This is a genomic window from Mesorhizobium sp. M8A.F.Ca.ET.208.01.1.1 (genome assembly GCF_004791315.1).
Classification (GTDB): domain Bacteria; phylum Pseudomonadota; class Alphaproteobacteria; order Rhizobiales; family Rhizobiaceae; genus Mesorhizobium.
The window spans coordinates 106,645-123,669 of record NZ_SRUT01000006.1; the positions used below are offsets into that span (position 1 = coordinate 106,645).

Consider the following 17,025-nt stretch of genomic DNA (forward strand, 5'->3'; position numbering starts at 1 on the left):
GTGTGCCGGCCCGGCCTGCTCATGCCGCTTCGGAAATATCGGTATCGAGGATCGTCAGGTTGCGGCCCGCATGCTTGGCTTGGTAGAGGCGCCGGTCCGCGGCGCGCATCAGCTCCGATACGTTGACATCCTCGCCGCAGACAGTGCCGCCGATGCTGACGGTCAACGGAATGGTCCGTTCATCGACCGGCCGGAAGCGGATCAGCTCGACCTCGCGGCGGATCCGTTCGGCAACACGCTTGGCCTCCTGTTCGGTGGCGCCGGTCAGAAACGCGCCGAACTCCTCGCCGCCGATACGGCCGAGCACGTCGCCGCTGCGCACGCCGCGCTCGATGGCGCTGGCGATCAGCAGTAGCGCGTCATCACCGGTCAGGTGGCCGAAATTGTCATTGATCGTCTTGAAGTGGTCGGCGTCGATGATCAGCAGGGCGCCGCGGTCGGACTTGCGCCGGGAGCCGTCCAGCGCGGCAAAGAAGCTTTCCCGGTTGAGCATGCCGGTCATGTCGTCGCGGCTCGCCTTTTCCGCCAGGCGGCGGTGCGCGGCGGCGAGTTGGGCATGAGCACGGGCAAGCTCGCGATGCGCGTTTTTCAGCCTGTCGCTCTGCCAGAACGTGCTGGCGCATGCGGCCCAGGCAAGGACCAGCGGACAGAGCGTCGAGGTCAGCCAGATCGTGCGCGTTATGGGGAATCCCATGGCTGGGACGACAATCAACGTCAGCATGAGAGAGGCGGCGACGGAGGCGAAAGCGATGGCGGCGGATTTGAGAATAATGCTGTTCATCGCGAACTCCCCTCAGGACTTGTCTCTGTGCCAGCAAGCCCTGAAGGCCACCTTTCCCGGACGGTTAAAATTTGAACCGTGAGGCCATTTCTGCAACCTCAACGGGCAGAAGTTGTGGATAAAGTCCCTTTCGGAATCCCTGTTTCATGCCATAAGGAGCGCATGACGACGCTTCCCGATCCCGCCCGCTTCGCCCATGTCACCGGCTGGGTGTTCGACCTCGACAACACGCTCTATCCGCACCACTCGAATCTGTTCTCGCAGATCGACGTCAAGATGACCGCCTATGTCGGGGAGCTGCTGGCGCTGCCGCGCGAGGAGGCGCGCAAGCTGCAGAAGGAGCTCTATCTCGAATACGGCACGACGCTGAACGGGCTGATGACGCGCCACGGCATCGATCCCGACGACTTCCTCGAGAAGGTCCATGACATCGACTATTCGTGGCTGGTGCCCGATCCCGTTCTCGGCACCGCCATCCGCCAGCTTCCCGGTCGCAAGTTCATCTTCACCAATGGCGACCGCAGGCACGCCGAGCGCACCGCGCGCCAGCTCGGTATCCTCGACCATTTCGACGACATCTTCGATATTGTCGCCGCCGATCTCAACCCCAAGCCGGCGCGCCAGACCTACGAGAAGTTCGCCGAGCTGCACGCCGTCACCGGCCACAATGCGGTGATGTTCGAGGATCTCGCCCGCAACCTGGCCGTGCCGAAGTCATTGGGCATGACCACGGTTCTCGTGGTACCGCGCAATTTCGAACCGACCTTCTCCGAAATCTGGGAACGCGACCCGGCCAACGAGGATGACGTCGATTTCGTCACCGACGATCTCGCCAAGTTCCTCACGACCATAGTCGCGAGGGAGTAGGGAATTGGGGAATTGAGGAATTGGGGAATTGAGGAATTGGGGAATTGAGGAATTGAGGAATTGAGGAATTGAGGAATTGAGGAATTGAGGAATTGAGGAATTGAGGAATTGAGGAATTGAGGAATTGAGGAATTGAGGAATTGAGGAGGGACGCAAGACCATGCCCCTTATTTCGTCAATTCTTCATTTCCCCAGTTCCTCATTTCGTTTCCCAAATTCCCCCAATTCCTATTCCCCCAGCTTGTAGAAGCGGCTGATGATACCCCAGGCTTCGTCGGCTGTGTCGACGAAATCGATGATGTCCTGATCGCCCGGGCTGATGGTGCCTTGCTCGGCGAGGAAGTCGAGGTCGATCGCCCGCTTCCAGAAGGACTTGCCGAACAGGATCACCGGCACGCGCTCCATGCGCCCGGTCTGGATCAGCGTCAGCGTCTCGAAGAACTCGTCCATCGTGCCGAAGCCGCCGGGAAACACCGCCACGGCCTTGGCGCGCATGACGAAGTGCATCTTGCGGATGGCGAAATAGTGGAAATTGAAACAGAGCTCCGGCGTCACATAGGGGTTCGGTGCCTGCTCGTGCGGCAGCACGATGTTGAGCCCGATCGACGGCGCGCCGACATCGTCGGCGCCGCGGTTTCCCGCTTCCATCACGCCGGGCCCGCCGCCGGTCACCACGACATATTCGCGATAGTATGAAGTGGCCGACTGCCGCGAGCAGAGGCGGGCGAATTTGCGCGCCTCCTCGTAATATTTGCTGTTTTCCTCGAGGTTCTTCTTCTGCGTCTCGTTCTTGGCCGCCCAGGCTTCGCCACCGGGCTCCGGCAGGCGCGCGCCGCCGAACAGGATCACCGTCGAACGGATGCCGCGCTCGGCCAGGATCATTTCCGGCTTCAGCAGTTCCAGTTGCAGCCTGACCGCGCGCAGTTCGCGCCGGGTCATGAAGTCGGGATCGTTCCAGGCCAGGCGGTAGGTTTCGGCCCGCGTCTGCGGCGTGTCCGGCACGCTTTTCGACCGCTCCAGATCCTCATCCGAATGCGGCAGCGGCGTCCATCCCGCCTTTTCCATGGGAGTCATCGAATCCACCCGTCCATTCCTTTACTTGCGTCGTCCCGTGACGCAGTCGCGATTGACCCCTATTGAGCCTTAACATAGGGTCCGCGCGACTTTTAAACAGGTTAAGGCGCAGCCCCTTAACAGCTTGGTAATGGAGCGAATTCATGTCGAAGCCCGATCTGGCGAGCCTCGAAAAGACCATCGACAAGGCCTTCGAGGAACGCGACGCCATTTCGACCGCGACCCGCGGCGAGGTGCGCGACGCCATCCAGTCGGCGCTCGACCTGCTCGACCGCGGCACCGCCCGCGTCGCCGAACGGCAGGCCGACGGCAAATGGCACGTCAACCAGTGGCTGAAGAAGGCCGTGCTGCTCTCCTTCCGGCTCAATCCGATGGAGATCATCAAGGGCGGCCCCGGCGAGGCCGTGTGGTGGGACAAGGTGGCGTCCAAGTTCGACGGCTGGAGCGCCGTCGATTTCGAAAAGGCTGGCTTCCGCGCCGTGCCGTCGTCGATCGTGCGCCGTTCGGCCTATGTCGCGCCAGGCGCCGTCTTGATGCCGTCCTTCGTCAATGTCGGCGCCTATGTCGATAGCGGCACAATGGTCGATACCTGGGCTTCTGTCGGCTCCTGCGCCCAGATCGGCAAGAATGTCCACCTTTCGGGCGGCGTCGGCATCGGCGGCGTGCTGGAGCCGATGCAGGCCGGTCCCACCATCATTGAGGACAATTGCTTCATCGGGGCGCGTTCCGAAGTGGTCGAGGGCTGCATCGTGCGCGAGGGCTCGGTGCTCGGCATGGGCGTCTTCATCGGCCAGTCGACCAAGATCGTCGACCGCGCCACCGGCGAGGTCTTCTATGGCGAGGTGCCGCCGAATTCCGTCGTCGTCGCTGGATCGATGCCGGGCAAGCCGTTTCCAAACAACGAACCGGGCCCAGGTCTCTATTGCGCCGTCATCGTCAAGCGGGTCGACGCCAAGACCCGGTCCAAGACCTCGATCAACGAATTGCTGCGCGATTGATCTTTGCCCCGGTCAGGCGCACCTTCCGCCGGCGCGACGATCGGTCGCGCTGGTTCAACATGGAGGGGGTGACATGGACTGGAAGTATCTGCTCACAAGCTTTGATGGCCGCATCAACCGAGCCAAGTTCTGGGCCGGCATCGGCGTATTCATCGTGATCGGCATTATCGCTTTCATTCTCGATGCGATCCTCGGCACGCGTTTCACCACCGCCAGCGGTGCCCAGATCGGCATCATCGGCATCCTCTTCGCGTTGGCATCGATCTATTTCGCGATTGCCCTCTATGCCAAACGCTGGCACGACCGCAACAAGTCGGGCTGGTGGACGCTGATCGGCCTCGTACCCATCATCGGCGGCATCTGGCTGCTGGTCGAACTCGGCATCCTCGAAGGCACCAAGGGTGCCAACCAATATGGATCGGACCCGCTTGCCTGAAAGATCGGATCTCAACTGGCTTTTCTTCAAGACATCGGGCCGCGTCAGCCGCGCGGCCTATTTTCTCGGCGGATTGCTCGTCGCCATCATCCAGGCGTTCCCGCTGTACCGCTTCACGCTGGTGCCGGAGGGCTCGGCCGAGAGCAATATGTGGTCGTTCATCTTCTTCATCGCCTTCATCGCCTCGCTGTGGTCGAACATCGCGCTGGCGGTGAAGCGTCTGCACGACCTCGACAAGCCGGGCATTGCCGCGCTGATCCTGTTCGTGCCGGTCGTCTCGATCGTCGCCTTCCTTGTGTTGTGCCTGTTTCCAGGGCAGCCTGGGCCCAACCGCTATGGCCGGCGCACCAACGAGCCGGCTGAATCGAAGAGATAGAGAGGCATGATGTCGTCCGAAAGCCGCTCGGCACTTTTCGGCATCATGTTCTAGGGGCCGATCGGATATCTCGCCATGCGCTACCGCACGCTTGATCCGAAACTGATCATCGAAACCGCCGAGCGGCTTGAAGGCCGCGTCGCCGACCGTTTCCCGGACGCCGGGCTGCGCGGCGTCGCCGCCGAACTGGTGTCGCTGTCGCGCGATCTGGCCAAGGCCGCCAAGGCACTGGAAGCGCCGATCTGGTGGCTGCGCGGCATCATCGTCGCCGCCGTGATCGCGGGCGCGCTGATCTTCCTGTTCGTCGGCACCATCTTGCCGCTCATTCACATCTCCCAGGCCGACGACGCGGTGCAGTCGGTGCAAGGCATCGAAGCCACGATCAACATGATCATCCTCGCCGTGCTCGGTTTCCTTGCCCTGATCCGCACAGAGGAGCGCATCAAGCGCAAGCAGGTGTTTCGCCAGCTGCACGGCCTGCGTTCGCTGATCCACGTCATCGACATGCACCAGTTGACCAAGGATCCGGCGGCGCTGTCGGCCAGTTTCAAGCCGACCTCGCATTCGCCGGCCCGCATCACCAATGCCGCCGATCTCGCGCGCTATCTCGATTATTGCTCCGAAATGCTGTCGATCACCGGCAAGATCGCGGCGCTGTTCGCCCAGTCCGTCAATGACGCCGTCGTCATCGACGGCGTCAACGACATCGAGAACCTGGCGTCCAACCTGTCGCGCAAGATCTGGCAGAAGATCACGTTGATCGACGGCCGGCCGGCGGCGCCAGAACCTTCTCCGGCACCAGGCCCGGCAAGCCAAGCCGCTCGGCTTCCGCCGCGCGCACCAAGGCGCTGACCCGCTGGACCGTCGGCCCCTGCGTGCCGGCTTTTTCGGCGAGCCGCAAGACAGCACCCTGCAGGTCGTCGATCTCGGTCGGCCGGCCGCGCCGCAGATCATCCCACATCGACGAACGCGCCTCGGGGTCGATCGCCAGCATGCGCCGCGCCAAGAGCTTGAACAGCCAGTCGGGCAGCCTGAGCACCTTCGGCAGCAGCGCAGGGCGCAGGCCGGCGATGCGCGCCGGCTCGATGCCCGAGGCCTTCATCGCCCGGAGAGCCTCATCGATCTGGCCGGCGAGGATCAGCCGCCAGCGCCTGTCGGCGAGTTCGGTCGCCAGCGGCAGGCCCGACAGCGCCACCAGCGCATTGTTCAGGTTCATCAGAAGCTTGCCCCACAGCACGGCCTTCATGTCGCCATGCGCTTCGACGGCGAGGCCTTCGACGTCGAGAAGGCCGGCAAGGCCGGCGTCCCCATCTTCAACCATTACCTTGCCGTCGCTGGCACGGTGGACGCGCAGCGGCAGTTCGCCGTCCGGCGATTGCACGACATTGAACCGCGCCATGCCGGCCAGCACCGTTTGCCGGCCAAGCGCCGCGCGCAGCCTGTCGGCATTGTCGACGCCGTTCTGCAGGCTCACCACCACGGCATCGGGACGGGCATGGGCCTTGATTAGGGCCGCCATATCCTGCGTCGCGCCGCTCTTGACTGTAACCAGGATCACATCGGCCACCGGCAAGGCGACAGCGGGATCCACGGTGACGGCGAACGATTCCGGCTTGATCAGTCGATCGCGGCCCTTGAGGTCGCTGACGCGCAATCCGCCCTGCCGCAGCGCTGCCTCGATGCGCGGTCGGGCGAGCAGGACAACCTGCCGCCCGGCGAGTGCCAGGCAGCCGCCGGCATAACAGCCAATGCTGCCGGCGCCGGCAATGACGATCCTCTTTTCCCCGTTTTCCATCTCTTGCTCCGCATCGGTCGACTATACGACATGAAAACCATAATGTCGGCGGTATCGTCGGCCATGGGGCTGGCCCCTACGTCTGGCCGTGACAGGCCTTTCGCTTTCGACTATCGCTTTTGCCATGACGCTGCCGACTGATCCCGCCGCAAACCTCGCCTCTCTCATCCGCTGTGCCTCGGTGACACCAGCCGAAGGCGGCGCGCTGAGCGCGCTGGAGGCGATGCTGGAACCGCTCGGCTTCCTGGTCGACCGGCCGGTGTTCTCGGAGGAGGGCACGCCGGATATCGAGAACCTCTATGCACGGCGCTCCGGCAACGGCCCGCACCTGATGTTCGCGGGCCATACCGACGTGGTGCCTGTCGGCGACGAAGCCGCCTGGACGCACCCGCCTTTCGCCGCCGAGATCGCCAATGGCGAGATGTATGGCCGCGGCGCTGTCGACATGAAGGGCGGCATTGCCTGCTTCATCGCCGCGGTGGCGCGCCATGTCGAGGCAAATGGCGGCCCGAAGGGCTCGGTGTCGTTGCTGATCACAGGCGACGAGGAAGGGCCTGCCATCAACGGTACGGTCAAGCTGCTCGAATGGGCCGCATCGAAAGGCGAGAAATGGGACGCCTCGATCGTCGGCGAGCCGACCAATCCGGACACGCTTGGCGATATGATCAAGATCGGCCGGCGCGGCTCGATGTCGGGCAGCATCACCGTCAATGGACGCCAGGGCCATGCCGCCTATCCGCAGCTTGCCGACAATCCGGTGCGCGGCCTGATGAGCCTGGTGGATGCCTTGCTGCACCCGGTCTTCGACAAGGGCACGAAGGATTTCCAGCCGACCAATCTGGAGGTGACCTCCATCGATGTCGGCAACCCGGCCACCAACGTCATTCCGGCCAAGGCGACCGCCACCTTCAACATCCGCTTCAACGACAGCTGGACGGCCGAGACGGTCCAGGCCGAAATCCACAACCGCCTCGATCAGGCGGCGGGGCGCAAGAAGTACCGGCCAGGCAAGAAGACGCCGGTCGACTATGACCTCGTCTGGCGCGACCGGCCGAGCCATGTCTTCCTGACCCGCGACGACAGGCTGGTCGAGACGCTGAGCGGCTCCGTTGGTGCGGTGGTCGGCAAAAAGCCGGCGCTGTCCACCTCCGGCGGCACATCGGATGCGCGCTTCATCAAGGATTATTGCCCGGTGGTCGAATTCGGCCTGGTCGGCAAGACCATGCACATGGTCGACGAGCGCGTCGCCATTGCCGATCTGGAAACGCTGACGCGAATCTACCAGCGCTTCATCGACGACTGGTTCGGACAGGGCTGACCGGCATGCTTTCGGCGGACGAAACCCAAGCTTCGCTGACCGGCGCCTGGCGGCTGATGCTCGGCAAGGCCGATGGGCTGCGCCTGCTCGACCTGTCGGCCGACGGCTTCTGGAATTCGTTCTTCGCCATCATCATCGCGGCTCCGGCGCTGATCGTCGGCTGGGTCGGCATCGCCAACCAGATCGGCGATCCCGATGCCTTCGCCGGCCGCTTCTCCATGCTGGTGCGGCTGGCGACGGTCGATATCGGCTCCTGGGTGCTGCCGCTGGTCGCGCTCGCCTTGGTGGCGCCGCGCGCCGGCATTGGCGGGCGCTTCGTCCACTATGTCGTCGCCAGCAACTGGGCCTCGGCCATCACCGCCTGGCTGATGCTGCCCTCGGCGCTGATCAGGCTTTTCCTGTCATCGACAAGCCAGGTTTCGAGCCTTGTGTCGCTGCTCCTGTTTTCCCTGTCGATGGTGCTGACCTGGCGCATGACCAATGCCACGATCGGCAAGGGCGCGGCCATCGGCACCGCCGTTTTCGTCGGCATGTTCATCGCTTCGCTGCTGGTGCTGTTCGGGCTGCAGATGCTGCTCGGCATCGCCGTGCCAGACGATATCGGGGCTCAGAGCCTCTCGGGACTCTATCCGGGGTAGAGCCCGGTTCTACCAGGGCAGAGTTGGTGTCTATCCGGGGTAATCGACGCCTATCAGGAAAAGCCCATCGGGCGGCGCCACCTGGCCGCAGGCGGCGCGGTCTCGCGCCTCGAGCGCGGCCTTGAGGTCGCCTGATGTCCAGCCGCCGTCGCCGACCCGCTTCAGCGAGCCGACCATGGAGCGCACCTGGTTGTGCAGGAAGGACCGCGCCGAGGCTCTCACCTCGATCACGTCACCCGTTCGGCTGACATCGAGCCGCTCCAATGTCCTGATCGGGCTGTTGGCCTGGCACTGGGTGGAGCGGAAAGTAGTGAAGTCGTGCCGGCCGAGCAGGAACTTCGCCGCCTCGTGCATGGCGGCGGCATCGAGCCGCTTCGGCACCCACCACACTTTGCCCTGTTCCAGTGCCGAAGGCGCGCGCCGATTGAGGACACGGTAGAGATAGTGCCGGCCAGTGGCCGAGAAACGGGCATCGAAATCGTCGGGAACGACTGCAGCTTTCAGGATGGCAATGCGCGCGCGCGCCGCCTGCAGGTGCGCATTGATGGCATCGCGCACCTTGTCGTCGGGCCACGCCTTGGCAAGGTCGACATGCGCGACCTGCGCGGTGGCGTGCACGCCGGCATCGGTGCGGCCGGCGGCGCGCAGCCGGACCGCCTCGCCGCAGAATTTCTCGATCGCCTGTTCGATCGCCTGCTGCACCGAAGGCTGATCGGCCTGGTGCTGCCAGCCGGCAAACAGGCTGCCGTCATATTCGATGTCGAGGCGAAAACGCGGCATGCCGGTCGGCTGTACGCTCTCGCCTAGGCGGCGAGAGCGGTGAAGGCGGAGGCGTAGACCAGCCTGCCGGCTTCGGGTGCGTCACCCCAGGCCAGCGCCTGCAGCGCCTCGCCTTGGTATTCGCTGTCGAACTTTTCAGCCCGGGCGTGGCTATAGCCGAAACGGCCGTAATAGGCCGGATCTCCAAGCACAACGGCTAGCGTCTCGCCAGCATCCTTGAGCCGGATATGGGCCTCGCGGATCAGCGCGCCACCGATGCCGGAGCCGTGAAAAGACGGCTCCACCGCCAGCGGGGCAAGCGCCACGGCGGCAAAACTCTTGCCGCCGTTCTGCACGAACAGGCGCGAAAACAGGATGTGGCCAACGGCCTGCCCGTCTTCTTCCGCCACCAGTTCGACGACGGCATCACCGCCGGTCACCAGCGCGTCGACCAGTCCGGCCTCCGCCTGCTGGCCGAAAGCGTGTTCCTCGACGAGGCGGATGGCCTCGCGGTCCCGCGGCGTCGCCGCGCGTATCGACATCATGCTCATGAGAATTTCAGTCCTTTTTCGATCTTGGCTCCGCGCAGGAATTCCGACGCGGCGGCGGGCTTTCCGCCCGCACGTTGAACTTCGACCAGCCTGATCGCGCCTTTTCCACAGGCGACCGTCAGCCGGTCATCGAGAATTCCTCCCGACTCGCCCAAATCTTCCGAAGGCGACAGGCCTTCGGACAGAGTCGAGCGAAGCAGTTTCAGCCGCTCCATGCGGCCGCCAATTTCAATTTCGGACCAGGCGCCGGGAAAGGGCGACAGGCCACGAATGTGGTTGTGGACGTCGGCCGCAGGCCGCGTCCAGTCCACGCGCGTCTCGGATTTATCGATTTTCCTGGCGTAAGTCACCCCTTCGGCCGCTTGCGCGGTAAATGTCAGGGTATTCCGTTCCAGCCGTTCCAGCGCTTCCACCATCAGGGCAGCGCCAACGCTCATCAATCGATCATGCAGATCGCCGGCTGTCATATCGGGGTCGATGGCGCATTTTTCAAGCAATGCCACCGGTCCGGTGTCGAGGCCCTCCTCCATGCGCATCACCATCATGCCGCTTTCCAGGTCTCCTGCCATGATGGCCCGCTGGATGGGGGCGGCGCCGCGCCAGCGCGGCAAAAGCGATGCATGGCCGTTGATGCAGCCGAGCCGGGGCGCCTCCAGAACCGCCCTGGGCAGAAGCAAACCATAGGCGACGACCACGGCGATATCGGCGCCGAGCGCAGCAAAGGCAGCCTGTTCGGCCTCGCCTTTCAACGATGCCGGCGTGCGCACCTCGATGCCCAGCCGCTCGGCCTCGCGCTGCACCGGCGACGGCGTCAGCTCCAGCCCGCGCCGGCCCGCGGCGCGCGGCGGCTGCGTGTAGACGGCGGCGACATCATGTCCCACTTCGGCAATGGCGCGCAGCGTCGGCACCGAAAACTCCGGCGTACCCATGAAGACGACACGAAGGGGCATTTCCCCTATCCCACCAGTTTGCCTGGCGCCTTGTCCTTGGCGAGCTTCCTGAACTTCTTCACCACCATGTCGCGCTTCAGCTTCGAGATGTGGTCGATGAACAGCACGCCGTTGAGGTGGTCGATCTCGTGCTGCAGGCAGGTCGCCATCAGGCCCTCGGCCTCCATCTCCTGCAGCGTGCCGTCGCGGTCGAGATATTTGACCCGCACGGAAGCCGGGCGCTCGACCTCGGCATAGTAATCCGGGATCGACAGGCAGCCTTCCTCGTAGACCGACCGCGCGTCGGCGCTTTCGAGAATCTCCGGGTTGATGAAGACGTGCGGCGCCGGCGTTTCGTCTTCCTTGGCAAGGTCGATCACCAGCATGCGCAGCGGTTCGCCGATCTGGATTGCCGCCAGCCCGATGCCGGGCGCGTCATACATGGTCGCCAGCATGTCGTCGGCCAGTTTGCGCAAGGGCGCGTCGACGCGCTCCACCGGCTTGGAAACCTGGCGCAGGATGGGGTCGGGAAGGATGATGAGCGGCTTGATCGGCATGGCGTTTCACCTAAGACCTCCAAGGAAAGGCGTCAACCGGTGCGCCTGAGCCTCGTTCACGTTTTGATCTGTGCCAGCCCGCCGAATCGGCTATGCTGTCCACATGAATGATCTCAGCACCATCTTTTCGGAGCCTGTCGTACGGCTCGGCGCCTCGACAATCACGCTGGGTCACGCGCTGGCCTTCGGCGCCTTGCTGTTTCTCGGCTTGTTCGTGGCGCTCGTCGTTGCGCTGTGGCGGTCGGCCAAGGCGCGCGCGGTCGCCGCCGCGGAGGCCGCCGACCATGCCCGCGACGCCGAGACACGCATGGCTGGTATTTTGCAGTCGCAGGCTGAGATGCAGGGCCGCATGGGGGCCATCGCCGAAGTGTTCGGCGCCCGGCAGGCCGAATTGACGCAATCGATCGGCCAGCGCCTCGACGCCATGACCGGCCGCATCGGCCAGACCATGACCGAGCAGACCAAATCCACGCATGAGAGCCTGGCGAAACTGCAGGAGCGGCTGGCGGTCATCGACACCGCGCAAGGCAACATCCAGTCGCTGGCCGGCCAGGTCGTGCAGCTGCAGGCGATCCTCTCCAACAAGCAGACCCGCGGCGCCTTCGGCCAGTCGCGCATGGAGGCGATCGTCGCCGACGGCCTGCCGCATGGGGCCTATGAATTCCAGGCGACGCTGTCGAACGGCAGCCGGCCGGACTGCCTGGTGAAAATGCCGAACGGCGCGCCGTCACTTGCCATCGACGCCAAATTTCCGCTGGAAGCATGGAATGCCATCCGCGCCGCCGACGGCGCCGACCTGCAGAAGGTCGCGGCCCAGGCCTTTCGCCGCGACATCGAGGTCCATGTTCGCGACATTTCGGAAAAATACCTGCTCCAGGGCGAGACGCAGGACACGGCCTTCATGTTCGTGCCGTCGGAATCGGTGTTCGCCGAAATCCATGAGAATTTCGAGGCGGTCGTGCAGAAGGCGCACCGCGCCCGCGTCATCATCGTCTCGCCTTCGCTGCTGATGCTGTCGATCCAGGTCATCCAGGCGATCCTGAGGGATGCCCGCATGCGCGAGCAGGCGCATCTGATCCAGGGTGAAGTCATCAGGCTGATGGAAGATGTCCAGCGTGTCGACGAGCGGGTGCGCAAATTGCAGGGCCATTTCGGCCAGTCGGCCAAGGATATCGAAGACATCCTCGTCTCGACCTCGAAAGTGACCAAGCGCGGCCAGAAGATCGAGGCGCTGGAGTTCGGAGAAGGCGAGGCCGACGTCCCACACGGCGGCGCCGCCAAGGCGGAAGCCGCACCGCGCGTGGCTGATTCCAAGACGGGGCAGTTGAGGCTGAGGGTCGTCGAAGATGGAGAGTAGTCGCTCGACGCCAGAGATTAGCGAAGCGTCTATCCCATCGTCATTCTAGGGCGGAGCAAGGAGCGGAGCGACGCGCGCAGACCCTAGAATTCATGCCGCGACCGCGGCGCGCCGCAACAGTGCAGAATTCCGTTCCACGGCATCCTTCGGCAAGGTCACGGCATGGATCCTCGGGTCAAGCCCGAGGATGACGAAGCGATGGGAGGCTTCGCTAATCGCAGAGGTCTTGTGGGAGCCTACTAACCCTACTGCTCCTCCACCGTCGTCATGCCCTCGAAGTCCGGAAGCCAGTGCAGCGCCGACCGGTGCCATTTCTGGTGTCTCGGGACCAGGTCCTGACGCTGCCGCGAGGTCCCGACCCTGATCCCATAGACCTTCGGACCGTCGCCGACCGATGTCGCATAAAGGTGCGAGCCGCAGTCGGCACAAAAAGCCTGGGCGCGCTTGGCGCCGCTCGCCACGGTCTTGATATAGATTTTCGGCGCGCCCCTGGTGATCCGGTAGTGATCCTGCGGCGCGGGAACGGTGACGCGAAAGGCCGTACCGGTCAGCTGTTGGCAATCGGTACAGTGGCAGATCGAGGTCTTTTCCGGGTCGACCTCCGCCTCGTAGGTGATGGCACCACAATGACAGCCGCCGTCTATCTTCATCGTCATTCCTCCAAAATCGATCGGCTGATCTTAGCGACGCGGGGATGCGAGGCAACGGCGCGGCGCTGGTCCAGAGGCCAGGGCATGGATCACGAAGAGGGTTTTCGGGATCATGCTCAACTTTCATCGGACGCGGATTCGATCACCTTACGCCGCTTTTCCCAGGTGCCCGTGGTCTGCGGCTTGACGAACAGCCGCGCGATCTCAGGCATTTCCTTCTTCAGCCGCGCCTCGATGCGTTCGACACAGGCCTCGATCTCCGGCGCCGCCAGATGGTCCTCGAATTCGATGCTCAGGGCGGCAACGATCTCTTCCGGTCCCATATGCACCGTCAGCACACCGTTCGCCCGCTGCACCGCCGGATCCTGCTGGACGATCGCCAGTACCTTCCTCTGCACCTCGGGTGAGGCCGGCTCGCCGATGAGCAGGCCCTTGCTTTCACGCGCCAGGAAGATTGCCGTCGCGCCGAGGATGAGCGCGATGCCGATCGAGGCGGCGCCGTCGAGTTCGGGCATCTCGAAAATCTCCGCCGCCAGGATGCCGGCAAAGGCGACGGTCAGGCCGAGCAGCGCGGCACTGTCTTCGAACAGCACCGTATAGACGCTTGGGTCCTTGCTCGATTGCACGGCCTGCAGCCAGCCTTGCCTTCCCTTCTGCTTGCGGAACTCCTTCAGTGCCACCAGCCAGGAGCTGCCTTCGAACAGGAAGGACAGGCCCAGAACGATATAGTTCACCTTGACGTTGGCGACCGGCTCCGGCGCCATGATGTGGACAACGCCCTCGTAGAACGACACGCCGGCGCCCAGCGCGAAGACCAACAGGGCGACGATGAAGCTCCAGAAATAGAGTTCGCGGCCATGGCCGAGCGGGTGCGTACTGTCCGCGGGGCGCGCCGCGCGGTGCATGCCGTAGAGCAGCAGGCCGCCATTGCCGGTGTCGACCAGCGAGTGCACGCCTTCCGACAGCATGGCCGAACTGCCGGTGAAAAAGGCGGCGGCGAACTTGGTCAGCGCTATGGCGAGATTGCCGGCGAGCGCCGCATAGATGACCGTTCTGGAGCCGCCGTGCCCTGCCATCGCTTCCTCGCCGTCTCCGATACTCGCGAGCTTGTGCCGGGGAGCTTAGCCACCCGCCCGCGGAAGCTCCATATCCATCCTGAACGCATAACCCGTCGATCCGTTCAGGCCTCGGCGTTGCCCGCCCGAGGCCAATGGGACCGGAAAGCGGTTGACACGGGCATTGGCAGTGGTGGCGGGACGGAAACAGCCCCTTGCCTAGAGACGCTTCTCTTGTTTCACTCCGTTTCCCGCAACTGGAGGAACGAATCATGGCTAAAGGTGCGATGAAAGCAGGCAAGGAAGCCCGCAAACCAAAGAAAGACGCCAAGAAGCCTGTAGCCGCTCCGGCCCTGAAGGCGCCGCCGGTCAAGGCGATGAGGCTCAAGGAAAAGTAAGTCCCGGCAACCCGGCGCGGCGGGATTTCACCGGCGGCATTCGACAATGCCGCCGGCACGTGTTGATCGGGCATTCGGACAGCCCTATATCGACGGCGCGGGGACGACCTCGCACTTTCCGAAAAATTCGGCCGGGACGACCCGCCATTGTCGACTGAGCAGCCAAGGCCGGAAAGCCTGGATGCTCCGATGGAGCGTTGCGATGTCCTGGACTTTTCTGTTTTTCGCCGGCCTGTTCGAAATCGGCTGGGCAATCGGCCTCAAATACACCGACGGGTTCACCAGGCTGGTTCCAACCGTGCTCACGGTCGCGTCGATGATCGTCAGCCTCACCTCGCTCGGCCTGGCGCTGAAGGCGCTGCCTGTCGGCACCGCCTATGCGGTATGGACCGGTATCGGCACCGTCGGCACGGCGCTGCTCGGCATCTGGCTGCTGGGCGAGCCCGCCACGGCGATCAGGCTCGGCTGCATCGCGTTGATCGTCTGCGGCATCATGGGGCTGAAATTCGCGGCCTGAATGGCCTTGTCCGCCGGCGGGCGACATCGACCGAGCCGATATCCCCGGATGTCCAAGCCGACATCCCGGATGCAGGGGCTTCCGGTCGGCGACATGGACAAGCGAAAAAAGGGCCGCGCCTTGGCGCGTCCCTTGTTGGTCATCCGTCGAGGCGAGTGCGCTATTAGCGACCCGTAAAGCCGGGAGGAGTCCTGCCGGTGCGCTGCTTGCGTGCTGCGTAGCGCGCGTCGCGCTTTGCCTTGCGCTCGGCTTCATCGGCAAGCAAGCGAGCAATACGCTCGTTCTCTTCAGCCTCCCGAAGCTTTGCTTCCGCCTCCGCTGCCTCTTCGGCGGCAATGCGCGCCGCTTCAGCTGCTGCCTCACGCTCGGCCTTCTCGATCGCCTCGCGCGCCAGCTTTTCCTGCTTCAGCTTGGCCTTTTCGGCCTCGCGGATCTCACGTGCCGCAAGAATTGCCTTGCGTTCGGCCTGTCGTGCCAGCACCGCGGGATCGTCTGCTGCCGGCTTTGACTTGAAGCGCTCCAGAAGCGCCTTCTTTGCCTCGGTCGCGGCATTGCGCCGCTCGAAAATGTCTTTTTCCCTGTAGATAGCCAAGTCCACTTCCTTGAAGTTTATTCGCGAGGCTTACATACGCGTGAAAACCGGGAGTTCAAGCGCCAAAACGGTATGGCAGCCATGAAATTCCGGGATGTTGCACCGGGGAGACGCATTTCCGGCCGAAATCGACATGCACTGTTCACCAGCCACCCTCTGGCGGCGCGACGGACGCGTCGCTACCTCTAGGGCGACAATCAACACACTGGGATGACATTCAAATGGAACTCGGCCTCTACACTTTTGCCGATGTGAGCCCTGTGCCGGGTCCCGGCGCCATCGGCCCGCATGAGCGGCTGCGCAACCTGGTCGAGGAGGTCGAACTGGCCGACCAGGTTGGCCTCGACGTCTTTGGCCTCGGCGAACACCATCGGCCCGACTATGCCGCCTCGGCGCCGGTCGTGGCTTTGGCCGCGGCGGCGGAGCGTTCGAAGCGCATCAGACTGACCAGCGCTGTCACCGTGCTCTCTTCCGACGATCCGGTACGCGTCTTCCAGCAATTCGCCACGCTCGACCTTCTGTCAGGCGGCCGCGCCGAGATCATGGCCGGGCGCGGATCGTTCATCGAATCCTTCCCGCTGTTCGGCTACAACCTCGAAGACTATGACGAGCTGTTCGCCGAAAAGCTCGACCTTTTGCTTGCCATCCGCGATCAGGTGAAGGTGACCTGGTCGGGCAGTCTGCGCGCGCCGATCAACGATCGCGGCGTCTATCCCAGACCCTTCCAGGACAGGCTGCCGGTCTGGATCGCGATTGGCGGAACGCCGCAATCGGCAGCCCGCGCGGGCGCGCTCGGCCTGCCGCTGGCGCTTGCCATCATCGGCGGCGAACCGGCGCGCTTCGCGCCGCTGTTCGACCTCTACCGTGATGCAGCCAAGCGCGCTGGCAGCGATCCGGCAGGCTTGGCCACCAGCATCAACGTGCATGGCTTCATCGCCGACACGACCGAGCAGGCGGCGGACGATTTCTACGGCCCGCAAGCCGAGGTGATGAACCGCATCGGCCGTGAGCGCGGCTGGGGTCCGACATCGCGCGCGCATTTCGACCAGTCGCGTGGTCCCGATGGTGCGCTGTTCGTCGGCAATCCGGAGCAGGTGGCGGAAAAGATCGTCGCCCAGCACAGGATTTTCGGCAACGACCGCTTCCTGCTGCAAATGGCGATCGGCACCATGCCGCACGCCAAGATCATGAAGGCGATCGAGCTTTATGGCACCAAGGTGGCGCCGATCGTGCGCAAGGAAACGGCGAAATCCGTGCCGGCCGTGGCGGCGCCTGCGGGCTTGGATTTCTCCGGCGCCGACTCGATTGTCTGAAGGGTAAATCTTTGCATCGCATGTAATATGGCGCACTCGCAGCCGAGTCTCCGGTTGCGCAATT

21 protein-coding genes are annotated in these 17,025 nt (G+C 63.8%); 11 read left to right on the plus strand and 10 right to left on the minus strand.

The window, feature by feature from the left end; all coding sequences use genetic code 11:
- Positions 1 to 19: 19 nt before the first annotated feature.
- On the minus strand, positions 20 to 781 hold the full coding sequence (locus tag EN851_RS24490) for a GGDEF domain-containing protein (protein ID WP_127276044.1): 762 nt from the start codon (positions 779 to 781) through the stop codon (positions 20 to 22).
- A gap of 162 nt (positions 782 to 943) precedes the next feature.
- On the opposite strand from EN851_RS24490, the gene EN851_RS24495 reads away from it, so the two are divergent.
- Positions 944 to 1,648 carry a pyrimidine 5'-nucleotidase gene (locus tag EN851_RS24495; protein WP_135930150.1) on the plus strand — a complete coding sequence of 235 codons (705 nt, stop codon included), beginning with the start codon at positions 944 to 946 and terminating at the stop codon, positions 1,646 to 1,648.
- A 228-nt stretch (positions 1,649 to 1,876) separates the two neighbouring features.
- Here EN851_RS24495 and EN851_RS24500 read toward each other — a convergent pair whose 3' ends face one another.
- Complete coding sequence (locus EN851_RS24500; protein ID WP_135862990.1) at positions 1,877 to 2,722, minus strand: LOG family protein; 846 nt, start codon at positions 2,720 to 2,722, stop codon at positions 1,877 to 1,879.
- 143 nt (positions 2,723 to 2,865) lie between these two features.
- On the opposite strand from EN851_RS24500, the gene dapD reads away from it, so the two are divergent.
- The 4 genes from dapD to EN851_RS24520 all read left to right on the plus strand — a co-directional run bounded on the left by dapD (position 2,866) and on the right by EN851_RS24520 (position 5,384).
- Positions 2,866 to 3,720 (plus strand): 2,3,4,5-tetrahydropyridine-2,6-dicarboxylate N-succinyltransferase, encoded by an 855-nt coding sequence (gene dapD, locus EN851_RS24505; protein ID WP_135930151.1) that lies wholly within the window; start codon positions 2,866 to 2,868, stop codon positions 3,718 to 3,720.
- Between the two features lie 73 nt (positions 3,721 to 3,793).
- A complete protein-coding gene (locus EN851_RS24510; RefSeq protein WP_127873295.1) occupies positions 3,794 to 4,156 on the plus strand; it encodes a DUF805 domain-containing protein in 363 nt (120 codons plus the stop codon).
- Positions 4,149 to 4,532, plus strand: a complete 384-nt coding sequence (locus EN851_RS24515) for a DUF805 domain-containing protein (protein WP_245458575.1) — start codon at positions 4,149 to 4,151, stop codon at positions 4,530 to 4,532. Before EN851_RS24510 ends, EN851_RS24515 begins: the two co-directional genes overlap by 8 nt.
- A gap of 75 nt (positions 4,533 to 4,607) precedes the next feature.
- Positions 4,608 to 5,384 (plus strand): hypothetical protein, encoded by a 777-nt coding sequence (locus tag EN851_RS24520; protein WP_127873293.1) that lies wholly within the window; start codon positions 4,608 to 4,610, stop codon positions 5,382 to 5,384.
- On the opposite strand, the gene EN851_RS24525 is transcribed toward EN851_RS24520, so the two are convergent.
- The gene (locus tag EN851_RS24525) at positions 5,284 to 6,327 is read right to left on the minus strand and encodes a 2-dehydropantoate 2-reductase (RefSeq protein WP_135917059.1); all 1,044 of its coding nucleotides are present in this window, start codon (positions 6,325 to 6,327) and stop codon (positions 5,284 to 5,286) included. The two genes, EN851_RS24520 and EN851_RS24525, sit on opposite strands and share 101 nt — an antisense overlap.
- 124 nt (positions 6,328 to 6,451) lie before the next feature.
- Here EN851_RS24525 and dapE point away from each other — a divergent pair, with 124 nt between their 5' ends.
- Complete coding sequence (dapE, locus tag EN851_RS24530; RefSeq protein ID WP_127873291.1) at positions 6,452 to 7,645, plus strand: succinyl-diaminopimelate desuccinylase; 1,194 nt, start codon at positions 6,452 to 6,454, stop codon at positions 7,643 to 7,645.
- A gap of 5 nt (positions 7,646 to 7,650) precedes the next feature.
- Positions 7,651 to 8,283 carry a transporter gene (locus EN851_RS24535; protein ID WP_135930152.1) on the plus strand — a complete coding sequence of 211 codons (633 nt, stop codon included), beginning with the start codon at positions 7,651 to 7,653 and terminating at the stop codon, positions 8,281 to 8,283.
- 30 nt (positions 8,284 to 8,313) lie between these two features.
- Here the strand turns inward: EN851_RS24535 and truA are convergent, their stop codons facing one another.
- Genes truA through def form a run of 4 tightly spaced genes read right to left on the minus strand, consistent with a single transcriptional unit; the run spans position 8,314 to position 11,079 of the window.
- Entirely contained in the window at positions 8,314 to 9,063 is a 750-nt protein-coding gene (gene truA, locus EN851_RS24540; RefSeq protein ID WP_135930153.1) for a tRNA pseudouridine(38-40) synthase TruA, read from the minus strand.
- Positions 9,064 to 9,086: 23 nt separating this feature from the next.
- Positions 9,087 to 9,593: an N-acetyltransferase gene (locus EN851_RS24545; RefSeq protein WP_127280837.1), complete on the minus strand. Its 507-nt coding sequence runs from the start codon at positions 9,591 to 9,593 to the stop codon at positions 9,087 to 9,089.
- A complete protein-coding gene (gene fmt / locus EN851_RS24550) occupies positions 9,590 to 10,543 on the minus strand; it encodes a methionyl-tRNA formyltransferase (RefSeq protein ID WP_135862582.1) in 954 nt (317 codons plus the stop codon). Before fmt ends, EN851_RS24545 begins: the two co-directional genes overlap by 4 nt.
- Positions 10,544 to 10,548: 5 nt before the next feature.
- Positions 10,549 to 11,079 (minus strand): peptide deformylase, encoded by a 531-nt coding sequence (def, locus tag EN851_RS24555; protein WP_127278277.1) that lies wholly within the window; start codon positions 11,077 to 11,079, stop codon positions 10,549 to 10,551.
- A gap of 103 nt (positions 11,080 to 11,182) precedes the next feature.
- Here def and EN851_RS24560 point away from each other — a divergent pair, with 103 nt between their 5' ends.
- The gene (locus EN851_RS24560) at positions 11,183 to 12,436 is read left to right on the plus strand and encodes a DNA recombination protein RmuC (RefSeq protein ID WP_127278276.1); all 1,254 of its coding nucleotides are present in this window, start codon (positions 11,183 to 11,185) and stop codon (positions 12,434 to 12,436) included.
- A 245-nt stretch (positions 12,437 to 12,681) separates the two neighbouring features.
- Here EN851_RS24560 and EN851_RS24565 read toward each other — a convergent pair whose 3' ends face one another.
- Both EN851_RS24565 and EN851_RS24570 read right to left on the minus strand, forming a co-directional pair.
- Positions 12,682 to 13,086, minus strand: coding sequence for a GFA family protein (locus tag EN851_RS24565; RefSeq protein WP_127278275.1), 405 nt, complete (start codon positions 13,084 to 13,086; stop codon positions 12,682 to 12,684).
- Between the two features lie 116 nt (positions 13,087 to 13,202).
- Complete coding sequence (locus tag EN851_RS24570; RefSeq protein ID WP_127278274.1) at positions 13,203 to 14,162, minus strand: cation diffusion facilitator family transporter; 960 nt, start codon at positions 14,160 to 14,162, stop codon at positions 13,203 to 13,205.
- A gap of 251 nt (positions 14,163 to 14,413) precedes the next feature.
- On the opposite strand from EN851_RS24570, the gene EN851_RS37730 reads away from it, so the two are divergent.
- The gene (locus tag EN851_RS37730) at positions 14,414 to 14,539 is read left to right on the plus strand and encodes a hypothetical protein (RefSeq protein WP_127278273.1); all 126 of its coding nucleotides are present in this window, start codon (positions 14,414 to 14,416) and stop codon (positions 14,537 to 14,539) included.
- Positions 14,540 to 14,741: 202 nt separating this feature from the next.
- Positions 14,742 to 15,056 carry a quaternary ammonium compound efflux SMR transporter SugE gene (gene sugE / locus EN851_RS24580; protein ID WP_135930154.1) on the plus strand — a complete coding sequence of 105 codons (315 nt, stop codon included), beginning with the start codon at positions 14,742 to 14,744 and terminating at the stop codon, positions 15,054 to 15,056.
- A 163-nt stretch (positions 15,057 to 15,219) separates the two neighbouring features.
- Here sugE and EN851_RS24585 read toward each other — a convergent pair whose 3' ends face one another.
- Entirely contained in the window at positions 15,220 to 15,648 is a 429-nt protein-coding gene (locus EN851_RS24585; protein ID WP_127873285.1) for a DUF6481 family protein, read from the minus strand.
- Between the two features lie 221 nt (positions 15,649 to 15,869).
- On the opposite strand from EN851_RS24585, the gene EN851_RS24590 reads away from it, so the two are divergent.
- Positions 15,870 to 16,961, plus strand: a complete 1,092-nt coding sequence (locus EN851_RS24590; protein ID WP_135930155.1) for an LLM class flavin-dependent oxidoreductase — start codon at positions 15,870 to 15,872, stop codon at positions 16,959 to 16,961.
- Positions 16,962 to 17,025: the final 64 nt, after the last annotated feature.